The sequence below is a fragment of the Kitasatospora sp. NPDC042419 genome (genome assembly GCF_056437345.1).
Genome location: NZ_JBWKAW010000024.1, coordinates 24,906 through 45,192, shown reverse-complemented (window position 1 = coordinate 45,192; position 20,287 = coordinate 24,906). Strand labels below are relative to the sequence as shown.

At 73.8% G+C, this 20,287-nt stretch carries 13 protein-coding genes; 3 read left to right on the top strand and 10 right to left on the bottom strand.

The annotated features are described in order from the left end of the window. Positions 1 to 62: 62 nt before the first annotated feature. The 3 genes from AC067J_RS32650 to ftsE all read right to left on the bottom strand — a co-directional run bounded on the left by AC067J_RS32650 (position 63) and on the right by ftsE (position 3,070). Positions 63 to 1,211 (bottom strand): S41 family peptidase, encoded by a 1,149-nt coding sequence (locus AC067J_RS32650; RefSeq protein ID WP_478305382.1) that lies wholly within the window; start codon positions 1,209 to 1,211, stop codon positions 63 to 65. Between the two features lie 181 nt (positions 1,212 to 1,392). Then, the gene (gene ftsX / locus AC067J_RS32645; RefSeq protein WP_478305380.1) at positions 1,393 to 2,304 is read right to left on the bottom strand and encodes a permease-like cell division protein FtsX; all 912 of its coding nucleotides are present in this window, start codon (positions 2,302 to 2,304) and stop codon (positions 1,393 to 1,395) included. Positions 2,305 to 2,380: 76 nt separating this feature from the next. Further along, entirely contained in the window at positions 2,381 to 3,070 is a 690-nt protein-coding gene (gene ftsE / locus AC067J_RS32640) for a cell division ATP-binding protein FtsE (RefSeq protein ID WP_478305378.1), read from the bottom strand. 351 nt (positions 3,071 to 3,421) lie between these two features. Between ftsE and AC067J_RS32635 the strand changes: the two genes are divergently transcribed. Then, a complete protein-coding gene (locus AC067J_RS32635) occupies positions 3,422 to 3,616 on the top strand; it encodes a hypothetical protein (protein ID WP_327677399.1) in 195 nt (64 codons plus the stop codon). A gap of 78 nt (positions 3,617 to 3,694) precedes the next feature. On the opposite strand, the gene prfB is transcribed toward AC067J_RS32635, so the two are convergent. The 3 genes from prfB to AC067J_RS32620 all read right to left on the bottom strand — a co-directional run bounded on the left by prfB (position 3,695) and on the right by AC067J_RS32620 (position 8,463). Beyond that, positions 3,695 to 4,807, bottom strand: a complete 1,113-nt coding sequence (prfB, locus tag AC067J_RS32630; protein ID WP_478305376.1) for a peptide chain release factor 2 — start codon at positions 4,805 to 4,807, stop codon at positions 3,695 to 3,697. Positions 4,808 to 4,953: 146 nt separating this feature from the next. Continuing rightward, positions 4,954 to 6,210 carry a serine/threonine-protein kinase gene (locus AC067J_RS32625; protein ID WP_478305374.1) on the bottom strand — a complete coding sequence of 419 codons (1,257 nt, stop codon included), beginning with the start codon at positions 6,208 to 6,210 and terminating at the stop codon, positions 4,954 to 4,956. 291 nt (positions 6,211 to 6,501) lie between these two features. After that, positions 6,502 to 8,463 carry a serine/threonine-protein kinase gene (locus AC067J_RS32620; protein WP_478305372.1) on the bottom strand — a complete coding sequence of 654 codons (1,962 nt, stop codon included), beginning with the start codon at positions 8,461 to 8,463 and terminating at the stop codon, positions 6,502 to 6,504. Positions 8,464 to 8,878: 415 nt separating this feature from the next. Here AC067J_RS32620 and AC067J_RS32615 point away from each other — a divergent pair, with 415 nt between their 5' ends. Further along, on the top strand, positions 8,879 to 11,728 hold the full coding sequence (locus AC067J_RS32615) for an FtsK/SpoIIIE domain-containing protein (protein WP_478305370.1): 2,850 nt from the start codon (positions 8,879 to 8,881) through the stop codon (positions 11,726 to 11,728). Between the two features lie 101 nt (positions 11,729 to 11,829). Here AC067J_RS32615 and AC067J_RS32610 read toward each other — a convergent pair whose 3' ends face one another. From AC067J_RS32610 to AC067J_RS32600, 3 genes are all read right to left on the bottom strand, one after another. Continuing rightward, on the bottom strand, positions 11,830 to 12,918 hold the full coding sequence (locus AC067J_RS32610) for a CU044_5270 family protein (RefSeq protein ID WP_478305368.1): 1,089 nt from the start codon (positions 12,916 to 12,918) through the stop codon (positions 11,830 to 11,832). Next, positions 12,915 to 13,544, bottom strand: coding sequence for an RNA polymerase sigma factor (locus AC067J_RS32605; RefSeq protein ID WP_478305367.1), 630 nt, complete (start codon positions 13,542 to 13,544; stop codon positions 12,915 to 12,917). The genes AC067J_RS32610 and AC067J_RS32605 overlap by 4 nt, the downstream gene beginning before the upstream one ends. Before the next feature lie 95 nt (positions 13,545 to 13,639). After that, the gene (locus AC067J_RS32600; protein ID WP_478305365.1) at positions 13,640 to 13,855 is read right to left on the bottom strand and encodes a DUF397 domain-containing protein; all 216 of its coding nucleotides are present in this window, start codon (positions 13,853 to 13,855) and stop codon (positions 13,640 to 13,642) included. Positions 13,856 to 14,152: 297 nt separating this feature from the next. Between AC067J_RS32600 and AC067J_RS32595 the strand changes: the two genes are divergently transcribed. After that, positions 14,153 to 15,010, top strand: a complete 858-nt coding sequence (locus AC067J_RS32595; RefSeq protein WP_478305363.1) for a hypothetical protein — start codon at positions 14,153 to 14,155, stop codon at positions 15,008 to 15,010. Positions 15,011 to 15,079: 69 nt separating this feature from the next. On the opposite strand, the gene AC067J_RS32590 is transcribed toward AC067J_RS32595, so the two are convergent. Beyond that, positions 15,080 to 20,026 carry an NAD-glutamate dehydrogenase gene (locus tag AC067J_RS32590; protein ID WP_478305361.1) on the bottom strand — a complete coding sequence of 1,649 codons (4,947 nt, stop codon included), beginning with the start codon at positions 20,024 to 20,026 and terminating at the stop codon, positions 15,080 to 15,082. Between the last annotated feature and the right edge of the window lie 261 nt (positions 20,027 to 20,287).

The following is a 20,287-nucleotide window of genomic DNA, read 5'->3' as shown; positions in this document are numbered from 1 at the left end:
GGCCCGGGTCGGGCCCGGCTCGGGCGCGGCACAGGCTCGGCTCGGGCCCGGCCGGCGGCGGCTCAGGCGCGGCTGCCGAGCCCGGTGAGCACCCGCAGGGCGAGGTCGGCGGCGTCCTCCCCGGCGGCCGCGGGGACGTCCGGGGCCAGCCCGGTGCCCTCCGGGGAGCGGCCCGCCGGGGTGAAGTAGCGGCCGACGGTCAGCTCCAGCACCGCGCCGTCGGCGAGCCGGCTGGGCTGCTGCACGGTGCCCTTGCCGAAGGTCCGGCTCCCGACCACCACGGCCCGGCTGCGGTCCTGGAGCGCTCCGGTGAGCAGCTCGGCGGCGCTCATCGTCCCGCCGTCGACCAGCACCACCAGCGGGGTGTGCTGGTCGCCGCCGGGCGGGGCGGTCAGTTCGCGGGTCCCGCCGCGCTCCTGGTACGAGCCGACCGGGCCGCCGTCCAGGAAGACCCCGGCGGTGCCGGCGGCCTCCTCGACCAGCCCGCCGGAATTGCCGCGCAGGTCGAGCACCACCCCGGCGCGCGCGTCGCGCACCGCGGCCCGCACCTGCTCGGCCACACCGCTGGTGAAGGCCCGGACGGTGATCCGGACGGCGCCGCCCGCCAGGTGCTCGACGGCCACCTGCTGACTGTCCAGCAGGGCCCGGTGCAGCCGGACCTCACGGACCTCGCCCTCGCCGCGCTGCACCTCCAGGACCACCTCGGAGCCGACCGCCCGCTCCCCGTCCTCGCGCCCGCGCAGCCGGGCGACCACCTCGGTGACCGGCAGGTGGTCGGCCTGGTCGGCGCCGATCCGCAGCAGCCGGTCCCCGGCCGCGATCCCGGCGGCGGCGGCCGGTCCGGCGGACTGCACCCGGGAGACGGCGGTGACGCCGTCCTGGCCGCGGCCGACCGAGAGTCCGACACCGACGTAGCGCCCGCCCAGGCCCTGGCTGAACTCGGCGTACTCCTGCGCGCTGTAGTAGGCGCCCCAGCGGTCGCCGACCGCGCCGATCAGGTGCTCGGCCTGCTGCTCGGAGAGGTCGGCGCCGGCCGGGTCCTGGCCGGCCCCGAGGGTGGCGGCGACGGCCGGGGCGGTGTCGGCGGACGGCGGCCGCACCGGCGTGCCCGGCTCACCCCAGGCACCGGTGGCGGCGCCGGCCAGCAGCACCACGCCGAACACCAGGCTGAGGGTGGCCACCTGACGTGCCCCGCGCGGAGTTACTGGCATGGAAACGGAGTGTAGGCGCAGCACGGAGCGCACCGGGCCGGAACGGTGGACGGCGGAGCGGCGGCGGCCCCGGACGGCGCAGTGCCGTCCGGGGCCGCCCAGGGTCCTCCGGAGCCGTCGGGACCGGCGCGGGCCGGGCCTTCGGGGTGGTGCGGGGGTGCTGCCGGACCTTCAGGTACTCCTAGACCTTCAGGTACTTCCGCAGGGTGAAGAAGGCCGCGATGCCCGCCATCGCCATGCCGACCACCACCAGCAGCGGTATCACCGCCAGCACCGAGCCGAGCCCGATGAAGTTGATGAACTGGACCCGCTCGGCCAGCCAGCTGTGGACGAAGAAGTGGCCGCAGAGCAGGAGGCCCGAGGCCATCACCGCGCCGAGCAGCGCGGAGAACGCGGCCTCCGCGATGAACGGCATCTGCACGTAGAAGTTCGAGGCACCGACCAGGCGCATGATGCCGGTTTCGCGCCGCCTGCTGTACGCCGACACCCGAACGGTGTTCACGATCAGCAGCAGGGCCACGAAGAGCATCAGCACCATGATCACGAACGCCGCCGTCTGCAGACCGTTCAGCAGACCGAAGAGGTTCTCCAGGATCTTCCGCTGGTCCTCGACCGACTTGACGCCGGGCTTGCCGGCGAAGGCGCTCTGGATGACGTCGTACTTGGTCGGGTCCTTGAGCTTCACCCGCCAGGACTGCGGGATGGCCTCCGGGCCGAGGACGGAGATGAGCGGGTTGTCCGGGTTCATCTCCTTCCAGTGCTTGTACGCCTCGGCGGAGTTCTCGAAGGTCGAGGACTGGACCACCGAGTCCATCTTGTCCAGCTGGGTCTTGATCTCGGCGATCTGCTGGTCGGTGGCCGCGCCCTTGTCGCACTGCGGCGAGTTGCGGGCGTCCGACTTGGTGCAGAAGTAGATGCTGACCTCGACCTTGTCGTACCAGTACCCCTTCATGGAGTTCACCTGGTCCCGGACCAGGAGCGAGGCACCGGCGAGGGCGAGGGAGAGCGCGACACTGACGACCACCGCGATGGTCATCGTCAGGTTGCGGCGGAGACCCACACCGATCTCCGACAGGACGAACTGGGCGCGCATGCGTTCAACAACTCCAGGGTCGGTACTGCTGGTCGGGCGAGGCGGGCGGGCTGCCCACGGGCTCAGCGCTGGAGGATCAGTGCTGGTACCCGTAGACGCCGCGGGCCTGGTCGCGGACCAGCAGCCCCTTGTCGAGTTCGATGACGCGCTTGCGCATCTGGTCGACGATGGCCTGGTCGTGGGTGGCCATCAGCACGGTGGTGCCGGTGCGGTTGATGCGGTCGAGCAGCTTCATGATGCCGACCGAGTTCTGCGGGTCGAGGTTGCCGGTGGGCTCGTCCGCGATCAGCAGCATCGGACGGTTCACGAACGCCCGGGCGATCGCGACGCGCTGCTGCTCACCACCGGACAGCTCGCCCGGCATGCGGTCCTCCTTGCCACCGAGGCCGACCAGGTCGAGCACCTCGGGCACCACCTTGCCGATGGCGCTCTTCGGCTTGCCGATCACTTCGAGGGCGAAGGCCACGTTCTGCGAGACCGTCTTGTTCGGCAGCAGGCGGAAGTCCTGGAAGACGGTGCCCAGCTGGCGGCGCATGTGCGGCACCTTCCAGTTGGACAGCTTGCCCAGGTCCTTGCCCAGCACGTGCACCTCGCCGGTGCTGGGGCGCTCCTCGCGCAGGCACAGGCGCAGGAAGGTGGACTTGCCCGAGCCGGACGAGCCGACCAGGAAGACGAACTCGCCCTTCTCGATCTCCAGCGAGACGTTGTCCAGGGCGGGACGATTCTGCTTGGGATAGGTCTTGGAGACGTTGTCGAATCTGATCACGGCTGCATCACGGAGGCCATCCTAGGCGGCGCCAGTCCTCGGTCGGTCCACCCCTCGGCTTGCCCGGCCCAGGGGCGGGCGAGGGGAGCGAAAGGGCCGCTCCCGGCTTGGGACCATACGCGAAGCGACGCCGGGCCCGCAGGCCCGGACCGCGACGGAACCGCGGAGCTGGGGGAGAATGAGCGGTTATGCCCCGAAAACTGGGAGCCATCTCACAGCCCGGGGGCCGGAACGCACAGAACCTGGCAGAGTGGAGGGGACGGTCGGGGTTGACCGCTCCCCCGCACAGGGCACATGTAGGAACCAAGGCCCGGTCCGGTGCGTTGGCTGTAGCAGCGAGGAGGAGATCGCATGACCTGCGACCATCTGGTGTGCGCCAACTGCAACGGCCGAGTGAGCGAGGGCCGCTGCCCCGCTTGCCGTGCCACCCGGGCCAGGCTGCAGGAGCAGCAGAACCCGTTCGCCGCGCTCTCCCCCGCGATGCTGCTGGCCGTCCTGGCCGGGCTGCTCGCGGTGGCGCTGCTCGCGCGGCAGGCCCTGGCCTGACCGGGAGGCGGTACGGGCGAGACGAACGAGAAGGCCCCCGACCGGGAACGGTCGGGGGCCTTCTCGTTCTGCGCGTGCTTACTGCGCGGCGGTCTCGCGCTGCTTGCGCCAGCGGATGCCCGCCTCGATGAAGCCGTCGATGTCGCCGTCCAGCACACCCTGCGGGTTGCCGACCTCGTACTCGGTCCGGACGTCCTTCACCATCTGGTACGGGTGCAGGACGTAGGAGCGCATCTGGTTGCCCCAGGAGCTGCCGCTGTCCTTGAGCGCGTCCATCGCGGCCCGCTCCTCCTGGCGGCGCCGCTCCAGCAGCTTCGCCTGGAGGACGTTCATCGCGGACGCCTTGTTCTGGATCTGCGAGCGCTCGTTCTGGCAGGAGACCACCACGCCGGTCGGGATGTGCGTGATGCGCACCGCCGAGTCGGTGGTGTTGACGCCCTGGCCGCCCGGGCCGGAGGCGCGGTACACGTCGATGCGCAGGTCGCCCTCGTCGATGTCGACGTGGTCGGACTGCTCGACGACCGGCAGCACCTCGACACCGGCGAACGAGGTCTGCCGGCGGCCCTGGTTGTCGAACGGCGAGATGCGGACCAGGCGGTGGGTGCCCTGCTCGACGGAGAGGGTGCCGTAGGCGTAGGGGGCCTTGACGGTGAAGGTCGCGGACTTGATGCCGGCCTCCTCCGCGTACGAGGTGTCGTACACCTCGGTCGCGTACCCGTGCCGCTCGGCCCAGCGCAGGTACATGCGCATGAGCTGCTCGGCGAAGTCGGCGGCGTCCACGCCACCGGCCTCGGCGCGGATGTTGATCAGCGCCTCGCGGGCGTCGTACTCGCCGGAGAGGAGGGTGCGGACCTCCAGCTCCTCGACCGCCTTGCCGACGGCCACCAGCTCGGTCTCGGCCTCGGCGCGGGTGTCCGCGTCGTCCTCGGCCTCGGCCAGTTCGAACAGGACGCCCAGGTCGTCGATGCGGCTGCGCAGGCCCTCGACCTTGCGCAGTTCGCCCTGGAGGAAGGAGAGCCTGCTGGTCACCTTCTGCGCGTTCGCGAGGTCGTCCCACAGGTTGGGGGTCGCTGCCTCCTCCTCCAGGACCGCGATGTCGGCCCGGATCTTGTCCAGGTCGAGGACGGCCTCGATCGACCCCATGGTCGTTTCGAGGTTCTTGAGCTCTTCGGAAGGATCGACGGCTGCCACGCCCCCAGGGTAATGGTTCCGGGGGGACTACTGACGACCCCGGGGGCGTCCGGGCCGAGAACCGCGCCGCCCGGGCCGCCCCCGCGGACGCGGGACACTGCCCGGACGGCGCCGCGACGCTGCCCCCGGGGCGGCTCCGGGGCGCCCTACGGGGCGCGCGGTGCCGTGGAGACGGTGGCCGGGCGGGGGCCCGGGCCGGCGTCGGGAGCGGTGGCGGCGAAGGCGGTCCAGGCCGCGGCGGCGCCGGCCAGCAGCAGCACCGTGGCCAGCAGGACGGCCAGCATCCGGCGGCGGCGCAGCAGCGCCTGGCGGTCCCGGCGGTGGGCCGCGGGGGCGGTCCGCTGGGCCCGCGACTCGGCCGCGTACGAGGCCAGCTCGTGCGCGGAGGGGCGGCGCAGGCTGGTGTGGGTGTCCCGGGTGGAGTCCGGGGCCGCCCCGGGGACCAGCGGGACGGCCGGGCCGCGGCGGCGCTTGTGGACGCCGGGGCCGGCGTCCACCTCGGCGTACACCGCCTCGCCCGGGGTGAGCTGCTCCTCCGCCGCCGGGCGGCCCTGCTGCGGGACGGCCAGCACCGGCAGCCCGGCCAGCGCGGGCAGCTGCTCACGCAGCCGGGTGGCCAGTTCGGCGGCGCGCAGCCGGGAGGCGGGGGCCTTGGCCAGGCATTCGGCGATGATCCGCCAGAGGCCGTCGGGCAGGCCGGGGATCGGCGGCACCTGCTCGGTGACGTGCCGGCGCAGCACCGCGCCGGTGTGGCCACCGCCGAACGGGGTGAACCCGGCGAGCAGCTCGTACAGCACGGTGGCGAGGGCGTAGATGTCGACGGCGGCGCGCGGTTCCAGGCCCTCGATGATCTCGGGGGCGAGGTAGTCGGGGGTGCCGATGATCCGGGTGGCGCGGGTCCGGCGCGGGGCGTCGACCAGGCGGGCCACTCCGAAGTCGGTCAGCTTGGCGCGCGGGGCACCGCCGGGGCCGGGCGCGGCGGCGAGGTCGAGCAGGACGTTCTCCGGCTTGACGTCGCGGTGCACGATGCCGGCGGCGTGGGCGGCGGCCAGGCCGTCGGCGACGTCCGCGATGACCGAGACGGCGGTCTGCGGGGCGAGGGCGCCGTCCCGTTCCAGCCGGGAGCGCAGGTCGGTGCCCTGGACCAGTTCCATGACGAGCGCGAGGTCGCTGCCGTCGACGACCATGTCGCGCACGCCGACCACCCGGGGGTGGTCGAGGCTGGTGAGCGCCGCGCGCTCCTGCACGAAGCGGCCGACCAGCACCTGGTCGGCCGCCAGGTCCTCGCGGAGCAGCTTGACCGCGACCGGGCCGTCCGGGCCCTCACCGAGCCAGACCGTCCCGGCCGAACCCCGGCCGATCACCTGGTGGACGGTGTAGCGGCTGCCGATCTTGCGTGCCAATGCTGCTCCGTGGGCGGCGGGAGCGTCCCGGGAGGGTCCGGTGCGCTCGGTGGGGCGGGACAACAGCGTCCAACCTACGCGCCCGGACCCCCTCCGCGGGTCGCCTGAGCGTGCTCGGCGGGTACTGGGGGCCGAGAAATCTTGTGAATTGTCGACATAGCGTCAATCCCGCCGCCGGTCGGGGCCGTCGGCACCGGGCGCCGCCGCGCGCGCCCCGCCGGAACCGCGCCGCGACCCCGCCGGGGCACCCCGGCCGGTCCGGTCGTCGGATCGCCGGTGCCCGACCCGCCGTCAGTTCTTGGAGCTGTCGAAGAAGTGGCTCACCCAGTCGCTCGCGTCGGAGAACCAGCTCTGGACGTTGGCCCAGTACTCCGGCAGCGGGGTGAAGTTCCACAGCGCCACCGCGGCGACCGCCAGCACCAGCAGAACCATCAGGCAGCCCTTCAGGCAGCCGAGGCCCGGGATGTACATCCGGTTGCGGCTGCGCGGGCGCCGCTCCCGGGCGGGCGCCGGCTCCCGGCGGGCCGGCTCCTGCGGGGGTTCGGCGCGGCGCTGCGGGGGCTCGCGGTGCTGGGGGACGGGCGGCTCGGCCCGGCGCGGCGGCGCGGGCGGGGCGGACCGGGGCGGGGCGGCCTGCTGCGGCGCGGGGCGGCCCGGCGCCTGCTGCCCGTAGGGCTGCGGCGGCTGGTGGCCCTGCTGCGGGCGGCCCTGCTGGGGCTGCCCGTGCTGCGGCGGCCCGCCGTAGCCGCCGGGGGGCTGCGGGTTGTGGCCGCCGGGCGGCTGCGGGCGGCCCGCGGGCGGCGCCTGGTACGGCGGCGGGGCGACCGGCGGGCGCTGGGCGTACCCGGGCGGCGGGGCCTGCCGGTAGCCGCCCGGCTGCTGCTGGGGCTGCTGCTGGGCCTGGTAGCCCTGCGGCGGGCGGCCCGCGGGCGGCGCCTGGTAGGGCTGCGGGGCGACCGGCGGGGCCTCGAAGTCCTCGGGGGCGAAGTAGCCGACCTCGGTCTGCTGGTTGCGGTCGCGCGCGGCGCGCAGCTGAGTCTGCCACGGGTGCGGCGCCTCGGCCTGCGGCGGACCGGGCGGGGGCGGCGGCACGGCGCCGGCGGGCGGCATCAGCCGGGTCGCGGCGGCCGGGTCGTACGGGGGCGGCTGGGTGCCCATCACGCGGGTCGCGGCCGCCGGGTCGTACTGCTCACCGGGGTGGCCGGGCTGTGCGGGCCCGCCGGGGTGCCCGGCCTGGCCGGCCGGCAGCACCTGGGTGCGGTCCTCGGCGCCGGGGCCGCCGGGGGTGCCGAACGGTCCGCCCGGCACGCCGATCGGGGCGCCCGGCACCACGGCGGGCTGCGGGTCGGGCTGGAGCAGCGTGCCGACGGCCAGCGCCGCGTCCACCGCCGCCGGGGAGGCGTGCACGCCCACCCCGGCCGCGACCACCCGCAGTGCGCGGGCCAGCGTCACCGCGCTCGGCCGCTGCGCCGGGTCCTTGCGCAGGCAGCGCTCGATCACCGTCCAGAGCGGCTCCGGCATGGTGGAGGGGCGCTGCGGTTCCTGGGCAAGGTGGGCCTGGAGGATGGCCAGCGGGTTGTCGCCCTGGAACGGCTGGCGGCCGGTGACCAGCTCGTACAGCATGATCCCGGCGCCGTAGACGTCCACCGCGGAGGTCTGCGGGCGACCCTCGGCGGACTCCGGGGCGACGTACGCGGGGGTGCCGACGAACTCGTGGCTGCGGGTGATGCCGGGCGAGTCGGCGAGCCGGGCGATGCCGAAGTCGGTCAGCATCGGGTGCATCTGCTCGGTGCCGTCCACGACGGCGGTGGCGAGCAGCACGTTGGCCGGCTTGAGGTCGCGGTGGACGATGCCGTCGGCGTGGCTGACGGCCAGCGCGTCGGCGACCTGGGCCATCAGCAAGGCGCCGGCGATCGGGCTGAACGGGCCGTTGCCGCGCAGGTAGCGGGCCAGGTCGGGGCCGTCGATCAGGTCCATCACCAGGGCGAGCAGCTCGCCCTCGACGACCAGGTCGCGGACCTTGACGATGTTCGGGTGGGTGAGCCGGACCAGCACGGAGCGCTCACGCAGGAAGCGCATCACGACGTCGGGGTCGGCGGCGAGCTCCTCGCGCAGCACCTTGATCGCGACCGACTGGCCCGGCTCGCTGCCGGGCACCGCGACGTCGGCGCGGACCCGTCCGCGCCAGACGGTGCCGGTGGCCCCTCGTCCGAGGGTCTCCTCAAGCAGATACTTGCTGCCGACTGGCCGCACCTGTCGCACTCCTCGCCGTGCCGCCCGCGCGGGGCGCTCCCCCGCAGGTGCGGTGAGCCTGCCGGGCCCGTGTTTCCGGCCACTCTAACGGTGTCCGTTCAGGTTTTTGAGGCGACCGGCGAGGGGGTTCGCCCGGGTTGGGGGACATCCCCCGGGGGAGGACCCGGACCCTCCGGCGCGGTCCGCCCCGGCCACCGGCGGGACGGCGGTTGACCTGACCCCCCGTCGCCTCCAACATGGCGATGATCGCAAGATCGTCAAATCCGGTACCGTGCGCGGACTGTCCGTGACGGATGGCAGGATGACACTCGCCACTCTTGTGGCCCAAGCGGGGCCGCGGCCACTCCGGCCGCACTCGCGGCGGCCCGGGGCAGCGGCACAAGGCGTCACACCAGCAGAAGGGACCGCGGGCGAGATGCAGATCCGGCTGACCGTCCTCCGACCGCGCAGCGGCCCGGCAGTCGCCGGCTCCGCCATTCCCTACGTCGACGTGCTGGTCACCGCGCCCGTCGGCACCGCGCTCGGCTCCCTCGCGGGCGCCCTCGCGGGCGCCGTGGGCGTGCGCGGCCCGCGAGCCGCCACCCACGTGCACCTGTACGCCGGGGCGCACCGGGTGGACGAGCACACCCTGCTCGGCCACCCCCCGCTGCTCGACGGCGCCGTCCTCAGCCTCAACGAACCCGACCCGACCGCCGACGACCCCGACGACGGCCACGCCGCCGCCGAGCTCCGGGTGGTCGGCGGCCCCGACGCCGGCGGCGTGCACCGCCTGCACGGCCGGGAGATCCGGGTCGGCCGCTCCGGCGAGGCCGACGTCCCGATCGACGACCCGGACGTCTCCCGGCTGCACCTCGCCCTGCACCTCGCCGACGACGGCACGGTGACCGTCCGCGACCTCGGCTCCACCAACGGCACCACGGTGGACGGCCGGATCGTGCCGGCCGGCCCGCCCGAGGAGGCCGTCCCGCTCGACGGCACCGGACTGCTCCGGATCGGCGAGTCCACCCTCCGGGTCACCGGCCCCGAGACCGGGGACACCACGGGGGCGCCCGCCCGCGCCGCGCTCCCCGACGGCCACGGCCACCTCCAGCTCGCCGCCCCCGCACCCACCCGCCCCGCACCGCCCGCCGCCGAACCGCCCGCCGCCCCGGAACCGCCCGCCGGCCGGGGCCGCGGCCTGCTCTCGCTCCGGCTCGGCCGCTCCACCGCCGAGCCGCCCGGCCAGGAGAGCGCCGAGCGCCACCACGCCGCCGTCCGCACCCGGCAGGCCGCCGCCCAGCGCGAACGCTGGCCCGACCCCGCCACCCTGCTGCTCAACGCGCTCGGCCCCGGCCCCCGGCTCTGGGAGCGCGGCCCCGGCCACCCCGACGCGCTCACCCTGCGCCTCGGCACCGCCGACCGCCCCGGCGGCCCCGGCACCTCCCCCGGCACCCTGCTGCCCGCCGTCCCCGTCACCCTCGACCTGCAGACCGCCGGCAGCCTCGGCCTCAGCGGCCCCCGCGACCGGCTCGACGCGCTCACCCGCGCCGTCGTCGCCCAGCTCGCCGCGCTGCACCCGCCGACCGGCCTCAGCCTCGTCGTCGTCGACGCCGACCCGGCCCGCACCCCGCAGGACCGCGCCGACACCTGGGCCTGGGCGCTCTGGCTGCCCCACCTGCGCCCCACCGACGGCCAGGACTGCCGGCTGCTGCTCGGCCTCGACGACGAACAGGCCACCGCCCGGCTCACCGAACTCACCACCCGGCTCGCCGGACCGACCGGCCTCGGCGGCCACCCCGCCACCGTCGTCGTGGTCGACGGCCGCCCGAACACCCAGGCCGCCCGGCAGGCCCTCGACCTGCTGCTGCGGCAGGGCCCCGCCGTCGGGATCTTCCCGGTCTGCCTCGCCGAGCAGCCCGAACTGCTGCCCCGCGGCATCGGCGCCACCGCGCTGATCACCGGCGAGGTCGGCACCCAGCTCTCGCTCGACCGGCCGGTCGCCCGCGGCCGCGAGACCCTGCACGAGGTCTCCCTGGACGCGGTCTCGGACGCCTGGGCCGAACGGCTGGCCCGCGTCCTCGCCCCGCTGCGCGAGGCCACCCCCGCCACCCGCGGCCCGCTCCCGGACGCGCTGCGCCTGCTCGACCTGCTCCAGCTCGACACCGTCACCCCCGCCAAGCTCTCCGCCCGCTGGGCCGCCCACGCCGGCGGCATCGGCGCCGCCACCGCCCTGCTCGGCACCACCCGTGACGAGCTCTGCACCCTCGACCTCGCCGACCCGGAGCTCACCCTCCCCTCCCCCGACCCGGGCGGCCCGCACCTGCTGGTCGGCGGCGCGCGCGGCTCGGGCAAGACCGAACTGCTGCGCACCCTGGTCGCCTCACTGGCGGTCTCGGAGCGCCCCGAACGGCTCGCCGTCACCATCGTCGAGGGCCGGGCCGCCGAGGACGGCCTGGCCGGGTGCACCGAGCTGCCGCACGTCACCGGCCTGGTCAACGCCGCCACCGACCCGCGCGCCGCCCTGCTCGCCGCCGAGGCGCTGGAGGACGAGCTGACCCTGCGCGAGCGGCTCTTCGACGGGCTGGACTTCGCCTCCTGGCACGCCGCCCGCATCCTGGACGGCGTGCCGGAGAGCGACACCGTCCACGCCGGCCGCCCGGCCGTCCCCGTACCCGCCACCGTCGGAGCGGGCGGCACGCCGTCCGTGGCCCGGATCGTCCAGCCGCGCAGCCCCGAGCCGCCGGCACCGCCCGCGCCGACCGCCGCACCGGCCGGCCCGGTCCCGGCCCGGCTGGTCGTCGTGGTGGACGACTACGACGCGCTGCTCTCCCCCACCTCCCCGGCGGGCCGGCCGCTGGCCCGGGCGCTCGCCGCCGTCGCCCGGCGCGGCGGGCCGCTCGGCGTCCACCTCGCGGTGGCCACCGGCCGCCCGGAGGAGAGCGCCGGCACCGAGGTCGACGAGGCCGCGCTGCTGCGGATCGCGCTGCGCACCGACGACCCGGCCGACTCCGACCTGCTGATCCACCTCGGCGACGCCGCCGCGCTGCCGGACTCCACCCCGGGCCGCGGCTACCTGCGGCTTCCGGACGGCGGTGTCACCGCGTTCCAGACCGCCCGGATCAGCGGCCGCATCCCGCGCACCGCCACCCTGCGGCCCACCGTCGTGGCGATAGACCCGCTCCAGCTGGGGGCCCCGCCGGCCCGCCGCCCGGTCCGCGAGCTCGGCAACGGGCCGACCGACCTCGCCCTGCTCGCCAGCGCGCTGCAGCGGGCGGCCGGACGCTGAGGCGCCGGCACCGGCGCCGGCTGCAGGCCACCGGCCACCGGGCGCAAAAACGGCTGTGGGGCCCGCTTCCACCGGGCCCCACAGCTTCGTTCAGGACATGGTCAGGCGTTCTGCTGCCCGGCCTCCTCGCCCGGCTGGTTGGTGATCGAGCGGCCGAGCACCGCCGAGTGGCCGACCACCGTGCCCGGCTTGCCCAGCTCACTGCCCTCGCCGACGACGACCAGGCGCTCGCCGAGGAACTCGTGGGTCTTCGGGTCGAAGATCCATTCGGTGCGGACGCCGCTGTCCACGTGCGCCACGGCCACGCCGTGGCGGCCCGAGGCGTCCACCGAGTCCTCGACCGCGGTGACGCCGGGGATCTTGGCGGCGGCACGGTAGAGGGCGGCACTGACGGCCGGCGGGGCGATCTGCTCGCGCAGCAGGTCCCCGATGGTCACGAAGGCCTCCTGGTCAGGGGTGCGACCCTGGCCCTTGGTCTCGGCGTAGATCTTCTTCAGCAGCGCGTCCGGGTCGGTCGGCAGCCCTGCCAGGTACTCGTAGGTGGCGGCGCCCAGGCTCGGCTTGCCGATCGGGTCGAGCCACAGGCCGCCGTCGGGGCGCGGCGCGGGGCGCTTGTCCCCGTCCTTGCGGACCTCGGTCCCGCCGGACTTGCCGCCCTTGCCCTCCTCCTTCAGGACGCCCCACTGGCTGCCGTCCACCGAGAGCCAGATCTGACGGCGGTGCGGCTTGTCGACGGTCGTCTCGCCGGTGGCCAGGTTGGTGCCCGCGAAGGACACCAGGCTGTCCACGTAGGCGAACTGGTTCTTGCCGGGCTTCGGGTCGGGCTTGCCGGCCGCGGTGTCGGCGGCCTGGGTCAGCAACTGGACGGCGGCGACCGGGGCGGCGTTGAACGTGTCGCCTCCGGCCTGGCCGCTCTGCTGCCCCTGGGCCTGCTGTCCCTGGGCCTGCTGCGCCTTCTGCGGGCTGCCGTCGCCGCCCCCGCCGGTCAGCACCATCGCCAGTGCCAGGCCGCCCGCGAGGGCGGGGATCGCCACCCAGCCGAGCTTTCCGCGCCGGACCCGCGCGGGCTTCGTCTCCCGGATCTCACTCATCAGATGTCCCCTCAACAGCCGGTGGCGGTCGGAGGAGAGTTCGGGCCGCGCCGGCGGCGGCAGCAGCCGGGCCAGCTCGGCACGCTCGTGCTCGTTCATCGGTTCGTCTCCCGTATCGACCGGGCCGCATCGGTGCGGCCAACCCGTACCTGTCCGGCCTCCGCGCGGAGTTCCCGCCCGTTTCTCAACTCCTCGTCGGCCAGCGCCCGGAGCTTGGTACGGGCGCGCGAGAGCCGCGAACGCACCGTCCCGATCGGCACTCCGAGGGCTTCGGCGGCACTCGCGTAGTCCAGGCCGGCCCAGACGCAGAGGCCGAACACCTCACGCTCGGCCTTCCGCAGCCGGGCCAGCGCCCGTCGGGCGGCGGCCAACTGGGCGCTGTCGTCCAGCCGCCCGACCAGCTCGTCGGCGAAGTCCGGCACGATGTCGCGCTCCGGCAGCCGCTCCATCGCGGCGCGGTGCCGCCGGGCCGCGCGCGCCGTGTTGCGCAGCACGTTGGCGGCGACCCCGAACAGCCAGGGCCGGACCGGCTCGTCGCCCGCGTGCAGCTTGTGCCGCAGTCGCCACGCCTCCAGGAAGGTCAGCTGGACGACGTCCTCGGCGACCGCCCAGTCCCCGGACACCCGCACCGCGTAGCGGTACAGGTCACCTGCCGTCTCGTCGAACAGCTCCCCGAACGCCCACTGGTCCCCATTCCGTATCCGGCCCCGCTGTGACAGCTCCACACCCCCACCTGTCCGCAGCACCGTCCTGAGTTCCCACCCACAGCACAACACGGCGGGCCCGCGTCCGAGGACGCGGGCCCGCCGGAGCGGTCCGCTCAGCCGCCGGCGCCGAACTCCCCGGCCCGGACACCGGCGCCGAACGCCGCCCAGGCGGCGGCGGAGAAGACGAGTGCCGGCCCCTGCGGATCCTTGGAGTCCCGCACCGGAAGCACCCCGGGGAAGCCGTCCGCCACCTCGATGCACTCGTTGTCGCCACCGCTGTAGGTGCTCTTCCGCCAGTCGGCCGCGGAGGGGTCGAAGGTCTGCTTCATGTGCCGGGCTCCTTGATCAGGCCCTCGCGCTCGCGTGGGGGCACGCGCCGCGCCCGGACGGGATCGGCAAGGTGGTCTGGTGCGAGTGCGGCCCCAGGTCGATCGGCGACGCGACGTGAGCCCGATACCCGAGGGCGGGGCCGAGGCGCCGCGTCGGCCCCGCCCTCTTCCGATTCTCCCGAACGCTTCGCACTCACCGTGTCGGATGTGCTACTTTCCGCATCATCAACAGAACATAGAAGACCCCGGCGGTGGTGGAACACCCCGGGGTCCGGCACCAGGAGCAGACACTCCGAGATGCAGATTCATCGTAGCGCCCACGCGCGCTCTTTCACCGTGCTTCCCAACGGCCTGTTGCAGGACCGCCGCCTCAGCTACACCGCCCGCGGCCTGCTCGCCGACCTGCTCTCCCGCCCGGACGGCTGGCGCGAGGACGGGCGCCAGATGGCCGACACCAGCCCGCAGGGGCGCGGCACCCTCCGCCGCGCGCTCAAGGAGCTGACGGACGCCGGGTACTACCGGGTCCACCGGGTCCGCCGGCCCGACGGCACCATCCGCTCCGAGGCCCACGTCTTCGACACCCCTCAGCTCGGCCCCTCACCGTGTGCCGCCCACCCGGTCGCCGGTGAACGGAGCACCGGCCGCGCTGGCGCCCCTCCCGTAAAGAACCCGGTGCAAGAACCCGCCCTCCCCGCCGGGCTGCCCGACGAACAGACCCGCACCGCCGTCGCGGCCCTGTTCCGCGCGATCCGGCCCGAACCGCGTCTGCGCCTCGGGCTCGCCGAGGCGCAGACGCTCGCGCCCCTCGTCACCCGGTGGCTCGACGGCGGCAGCACCGCCACCGACCTGGCGCACGCCCTGCTCCCCGGCCTGCCCTCGCCCCTGCACTCCCCGGCCGCCCTGATCCGCAGCCGCCTCCGCCGCAAACTGCCGCCCCCGCGCACCGAGGCACCGCCCGCCTCGTACGCCGAGTGCGCCCGCTGCCACGACCCGGTACCCCGCCCCGGCATCTGCCGCCCGTGCGCCGGCCTCGTCCCGAGAACCCCCGCCGCCACCGGCCCCGCCGCCGCCACGGGTGCGGCCCGCGCCCGCGCCGCCCTCCGCGGCCACCCGGACCCGGTCAACGCGGTCACCGCAGGCGGTTCCCCCGGGTGAACGTGCGCGGCCGCGCAAAGCGGCGGGCCCGCGTCCGAGGACGCGGGCCCGCCGTGGATCAGCCGTCCGTCAGCGCATCGAGCCCGTGCGGAGCAGGGTGCGGATGACGCGCATCGCGACCGAGAGGCTGGACAGCTCGTAGTTGTCCGAACCCCTTATGTCGTCGAGGGTGCTCTTGGCGCGGTTCAGCAGGGTGGAGTTGAGGTCCGCCCAGGCGCTGTAGCGCTCCTCGGGGGTGGCGCCGTCGGGGCCGCAGGCCAGGATGTCGGCGGTCAGGGCCGCGTGGGCCGCGAAGAGGTCCTCGCGGATGGCGGCGCGGGCCATCGACGACCAGCGGTCGGTGCGGGGCAGCTCGATGATGCGGTCGAGCAGGTGGGTGATCTGCAGGCGGTCGGCGAGGTCGTAGTAGAGCTCGGCGACCTCGGCGACGTCCTTGCCGGACCGGTCCGCGACCTCGGTGATGTCCAGGGTCGGGAAGGTCGAGGAGAGGCCCGCGATCCGGGTGGCGAGCGCCTCCGGCACGCCGGCCTCGGCCAGCTCGTTGTAGACCGACTCGAACCAGGCCAGGTCCTCGCCGCGGAGCGGCTTGGGCAGCGAGCCCCAGACCAGGTTGACCCGGTCGTGGAAGAACTCGATGGTGCCGGCGATGTCGAGCGGCTGGCGCCGGTTGTTGAGCATCCAGCGGGTGGCGCGCTCGACCAGGCGGCGCGAGTGCAGGCGCATCTTGGTCTGGGCGCGGGCCGGGACCACGTTGTCCAGCGCCTCGATCTCGCCCCAGATCTCCTCCAGGCCGAAGACGGCCCGTGCGGCGGTGTGCGTCCGGGCGATCTCCTCGTAGGTGGCGCCGGTCTCCTCCTTCAGGCGGAAGGCGAAGGTGCAGCCACCGCGGTTGATCGTGTCGTTGACGATCAGCGTGGTGATGATCTCGCGGCGCAGCGCGTGCTGGTCGATCTGCTCCGCGAACCGGGCCCGCAGCGCGCTCGGGAAGTACTCGTGCAGCGCGGTGCGGAAGAACGGGTCGTCGGGCAGCTCGGTGGCGAGCAGCTCGTCGGCCAGGGTGATCTTGGTGTAGGCGAGCAGCACCGACATCTCCGGCTGGGAGAGGCCGCGGCCGTTCTGCTGGCGCTCGCGGATCTGCCGCTCGGCGGGCAGGAACTCCAGGCCCCGGTCGAGCTGGCCGGCCGCCTCCAGGCGGTTGATCATCCGGGAGTGGACGTTGACCATGCTGTGCGCCTGGGCGACGGCGTTGGCCAGCACCACGTTCTGCGCGTAGTTGTTGCGCAGGACGAGGTGGCCGACCTCGTCGGTCATCTCGGCGAGCAGGGTGTTGCGCTGCTTCACCGTCATGTCGCCGTCGGCGACGATCTGGTTGAGCAGGATCTTGATGTTGACCTCGTGGTCCGAGGTGTCCACGCCGGCCGAGTTGTCGATGGCGTCGGTGTTGATCCAGCCGCCGGCGCTCTGCGGGCCGCCGGTCGCCGCGTACTCGATGCGGCCGAGCTGGGTGCAGCCCAGGTTGCCGCCCTCGCCGATGACGCGGGCGCGGACCTGCTCGCCGTTGACCCGGATGGCGTCGTTGGCCTTGTCGCCGACCTCGGCGTTGGTCTCGGCGGAGGCCTTGATGTAGGTGCCGATGCCGCCGTTCCAGAACAGGTCGACGGGCGCCTGCAGGATGGCCTTCATCAGCTCGGCGGGGGTCAGCCGGCTGTCGGAGACGCCCAGCACGGCCCGGACCTGCGGGCTGAGCTGGATGGACTTGGCGCTGCGCGGGAAGACGCCGCCGCCCGCCGAGATCAGCGACTTGTCGTACTCGTCCCAGGAGCTGCGGGGCAGCTCGAAGAGGCGGCGGCGCTCGGCGTAGGAGACGGCCGCGTCCGGGTTGGGGTCGAGGAAGATGTGCCGGTGGTCGAAGGCGGCGACCAGGCGGATGTGCTCGCTGAGCAGCATGCCGTTGCCGAAGACGTCGCCGGACATGTCGCCGATGCCGATGACGGTGAAGTCCTCGGACTGGGTGTCGACGCCGAGCTCGCGGAAGTTGCGCTTGACGGACTCCCAGGCGCCGCGGGCGGTGATGCCCATGCCCTTGTGGTCGTAGCCGGCCGAGCCGCCGGAGGCGAACGCGTCGCCCAGCCAGAAGCCGTACGACTCGGCGACGCCGTTGGCGATGTCGGAGAAGGTCGCGGTGCCCTTGTCGGCGGCGACGACCAGGTAGGTGTCGTCCTCGTCGTGGCGGACCACGTCGGCCGGGTGGACGACCTCGCCGCCGACCAGGTTGTCGGTGATGTCCAGCAGCGCCGAGATGAACGTCTTGTAGGACGAAACGCCCTCGGCCAGCCAGGCGTCGCGGTCCACCGACGGGTCCGGCAGCTGCTTGGCGACGAAGCCGCCCTTGGCGCCGACCGGCACGATGACGGTGTTCTTCACCATCTGCGCCTTGACCAGGCCGAGGATCTCGGTCCGGAAGTCCTCACGCCGGTCGGACCAGCGCAGGCCGCCGCGGGCGACCTTGCCGAAGCGCAGGTGCACGCCCTCGACCTGCGGCGAGTAGACCCAGATCTCGAACGCCGGGCGCGGGGCCGGCAGGTCCGGGATGGCCTTCGGGTCGAACTTCATCGACACGTACGAGTGCCACTCGCCCGCGCCGTCGTGCTGGAAGAAGTTGGTCCGCAGGGTGGCCTTGATCAGGTGCAGGAACGAGCGCAGGATGCGGTCCTCGTCCAGCGAGACGACCTCGTCCAGCGCGCCGGAGAGCTCCTCGAGGATGCCCTCGGTCAGTTCGAGCGCGCCCTGCTGGTGGCTGGGGCTCAGCCGGGCCTCGAAGAGGTTCACCAGCAGGCGCGTGGTGTGCATGTTGTTGCGGAGCGCGTCCTCCATGTAGTCCTGGGAGAACGTGGAGCCCGCCTGGCGCAGGTACTTGGCGTACGCGCGCAGCATCATCGCCTGGCGCCAGGTCAGCCCGGCGGTCAGGACCAGCTCGTTGAAGCCGTCGTTCTCGGCCTTGCCGGTCCAGGTGGCGGCGAAGGTCTCCTGGAAGCGCTCGCGCGCCTCGTCGGTCAGCTCGACGGCCTCGCGCAGCCGCAGGCCGAAGTCGTAGACCCACGCGGTGGTGTGGTCGGAGCGGGTCAGCGCGTACGGGTGCTCGTCCAGCACCTCGACGCCGAGCCGCTGGAGGACCGGCAGCACCTCGGTGAGCGAGATCGGGCCGCCCACCCGGTAGATCTTGAAGCGGCGCTCGTCGTCGCCGGCGCCGACCGGCTGGTACAGGTTGAGCCGGAAGTCGCCCTCGCCGTGCAGCGCCTCGATCTGCTTGAGGTCGGCGACGGCGGTGCGCGCGGTGAAGTCGGCGCGGTAGCCGTCGGGGAAGGCGTTGGCGTACTTGCGGGACAGCTCGGCGGCCTTCTCCTCGCCCAGCTCGACGTGCAGCTGGTCGTTGAAGCCGTCCATCCAGAACCGGGCGGCCTCGGCCAGCTTGGCCTCGATCCGCTCGACCTCGGCGTCGCTCAGGTGCGGCAGCTCGCTGCCCGGGGTCACCCGGACCACGAAGTGCAGTCGGGTCAGCACCGACTCCGTCGACCAGACCGTGTAGTCGATCGAGGCGCCGTTGAGCTCCTGCACCAGGATGTCCATCAGGCGCAGCCGGATGCGGGTGGTGTAGCGGTCGCGCGGCAGGTAGACCAGCGCCGAGAAGTAGCGCCCGTACTCGTCCTGGCGCAGGAAGAGGCGGAGCTTGCGGCGCTCCTGCAGGTACAGCACGCTGGTGGCGATCTGGAGCAGCTCGTCGGCCGCGGTCTGGAAGATCTCGTCCCGGGGGAAGGTCTCCAGGATCTGCAGCAGGTCGCGGCCGTCGTGGCTCTCGCTGGAGAAGCCGGACTCGGCGATGACGTCCTGGACCTTGCGGCGGACCACCGGGATGCGGTTGACCGACTCGGTGTACGCGGCGGCCGAGAACAGGCCGAGGAAGCGGCGCTCGCCGATGACCTCGCCGTTGGCGTCGAACTTCTTCACGCCGACGTAGTCGAGGTAGGACGGGCGGTGCACGGTGGCGCGGCTGTTGGCCTTGGTGAGGACGAGCAGCTTCTTCTCGTGCGCCTTGGCGCGCACCGGCGCGGAGAGCCGGCCGAAGGCCTCGCTCACGGCGTGGTGCTGGTCGTCGTGGCCGATCGGGTCGGAGCGCAGGATGCCGAGGCCGGTCCCGGCGACGGCCTTGAGGACCTCCTCGCCCTCGTGCTCGACCAGGTCGTACTCGCGGTAGCCGAGGAAGGTGAAGTGGTCGTCGGCGAGCCAGCGCATCAGCTCCCAGGCCTCGCCGACCTCCTGCTCCGGCAGACCGGTCGGGGGCACCTCGGCGAGCTCGTCGGCGAGGCGGAGCGCGGAGTCGCGCATCTTGCCCCAGTCCTCGACGACCTCGCGGACGTCCCCGAGCACGCGGCGCAGGTCGGTCTCGATCGCGCGCAGGTCCTCGCGGTCGGTCTCGCGGTCGATCTCGATGTGCATCCACGACTCGACGATCGCGTCGGCCGGCCACTCGGCGCCGGCGGCCTGGCTGCGGGCGCAGGCGTCGACGTCGACGATCTCCAGCAGCTTGCCGGTGATGTCACGGCGGACCACCAGCTGCGGGTGGATGACCACGTGGATCGCGCGGTCCTGGCGGGACAGCTCGTTGGTGACCGAGTCGACCAGGAAGGGCATGTCGTCGGTGACGACCTCGACCACGGTGTGGCCGCACGACCAGCCGTTCTCCTCCACCGAGGGGGTGTGCACCCGCACCTCGGCGGTACCCTGCGGCCGCTTGAGGCCGAGGCGGTAGTGGGAGGCGGCCGCGCCGTACACGTCGACCGGGTCGCGGTCGACCAGGTCCTCGGGCGCGGTGTGGAGGTAGTAGTGGTGCAGGTACGCGGTCAGAGCGCCGTTGCTCAGACCCTCCCCCGGCGCCGCTCCCCCCACCTGGCTGTTCTCAGCGGCTGCTGCTGCCTTCCTGAGCAGTTCGGCCTTGGCTGCGTCCAGCTTGGTCTGCATGACTTCTTGGCTCCTGTCGCGCGCCGTTGCGTGACTCGGTGGTGTGTGGGTGTCCACCGCCGGGTCTTCCGCAATCCTGCCGCACCCTCCAGCTGAAAGGAGCCCATGGCACGCATGGAACACCCTCACAGCGGGTAGGACGAGACGTTCGGCCTGCGGAGCCACCCGACGACGCCAGCCAGCCTAACGGGATCAATCGAAGGTGTCAGGGGACAGGGAGGCGCAAACCCGCAGGAAGATCGGTCCGTCCTGGACACCTTG

Excerpts from the sequence above, each read along its gene's own strand:
- AC067J_RS32650 (WP_478305382.1), bottom strand. The coding sequence starts at position 1,211 with ATGCCAGTAACTCCGCGCGGGGCACGTCAGGTGGCCACCCTCAGCCTG.
- ftsX (WP_478305380.1), bottom strand. The coding sequence starts at position 2,304 with ATGCGCGCCCAGTTCGTCCTGTCGGAGATCGGTGTGGGTCTCCGCCGC.
- AC067J_RS32635 (WP_327677399.1), top strand. The coding sequence starts at position 3,422 with ATGACCTGCGACCATCTGGTGTGCGCCAACTGCAACGGCCGAGTGAGC.
- AC067J_RS32615 (WP_478305370.1), top strand. The coding sequence starts at position 8,879 with ATGCAGATCCGGCTGACCGTCCTCCGACCGCGCAGCGGCCCGGCAGTC.
- AC067J_RS32610 (WP_478305368.1), bottom strand. The coding sequence starts at position 12,918 with ATGAACGAGCACGAGCGTGCCGAGCTGGCCCGGCTGCTGCCGCCGCCG.
- AC067J_RS32600 (WP_478305365.1), bottom strand. The coding sequence starts at position 13,855 with ATGAAGCAGACCTTCGACCCCTCCGCGGCCGACTGGCGGAAGAGCACC.
- AC067J_RS32595 (WP_478305363.1), top strand. The coding sequence starts at position 14,153 with ATGCAGATTCATCGTAGCGCCCACGCGCGCTCTTTCACCGTGCTTCCC.
- AC067J_RS32590 (WP_478305361.1), bottom strand. The coding sequence starts at position 20,026 with ATGCAGACCAAGCTGGACGCAGCCAAGGCCGAACTGCTCAGGAAGGCA.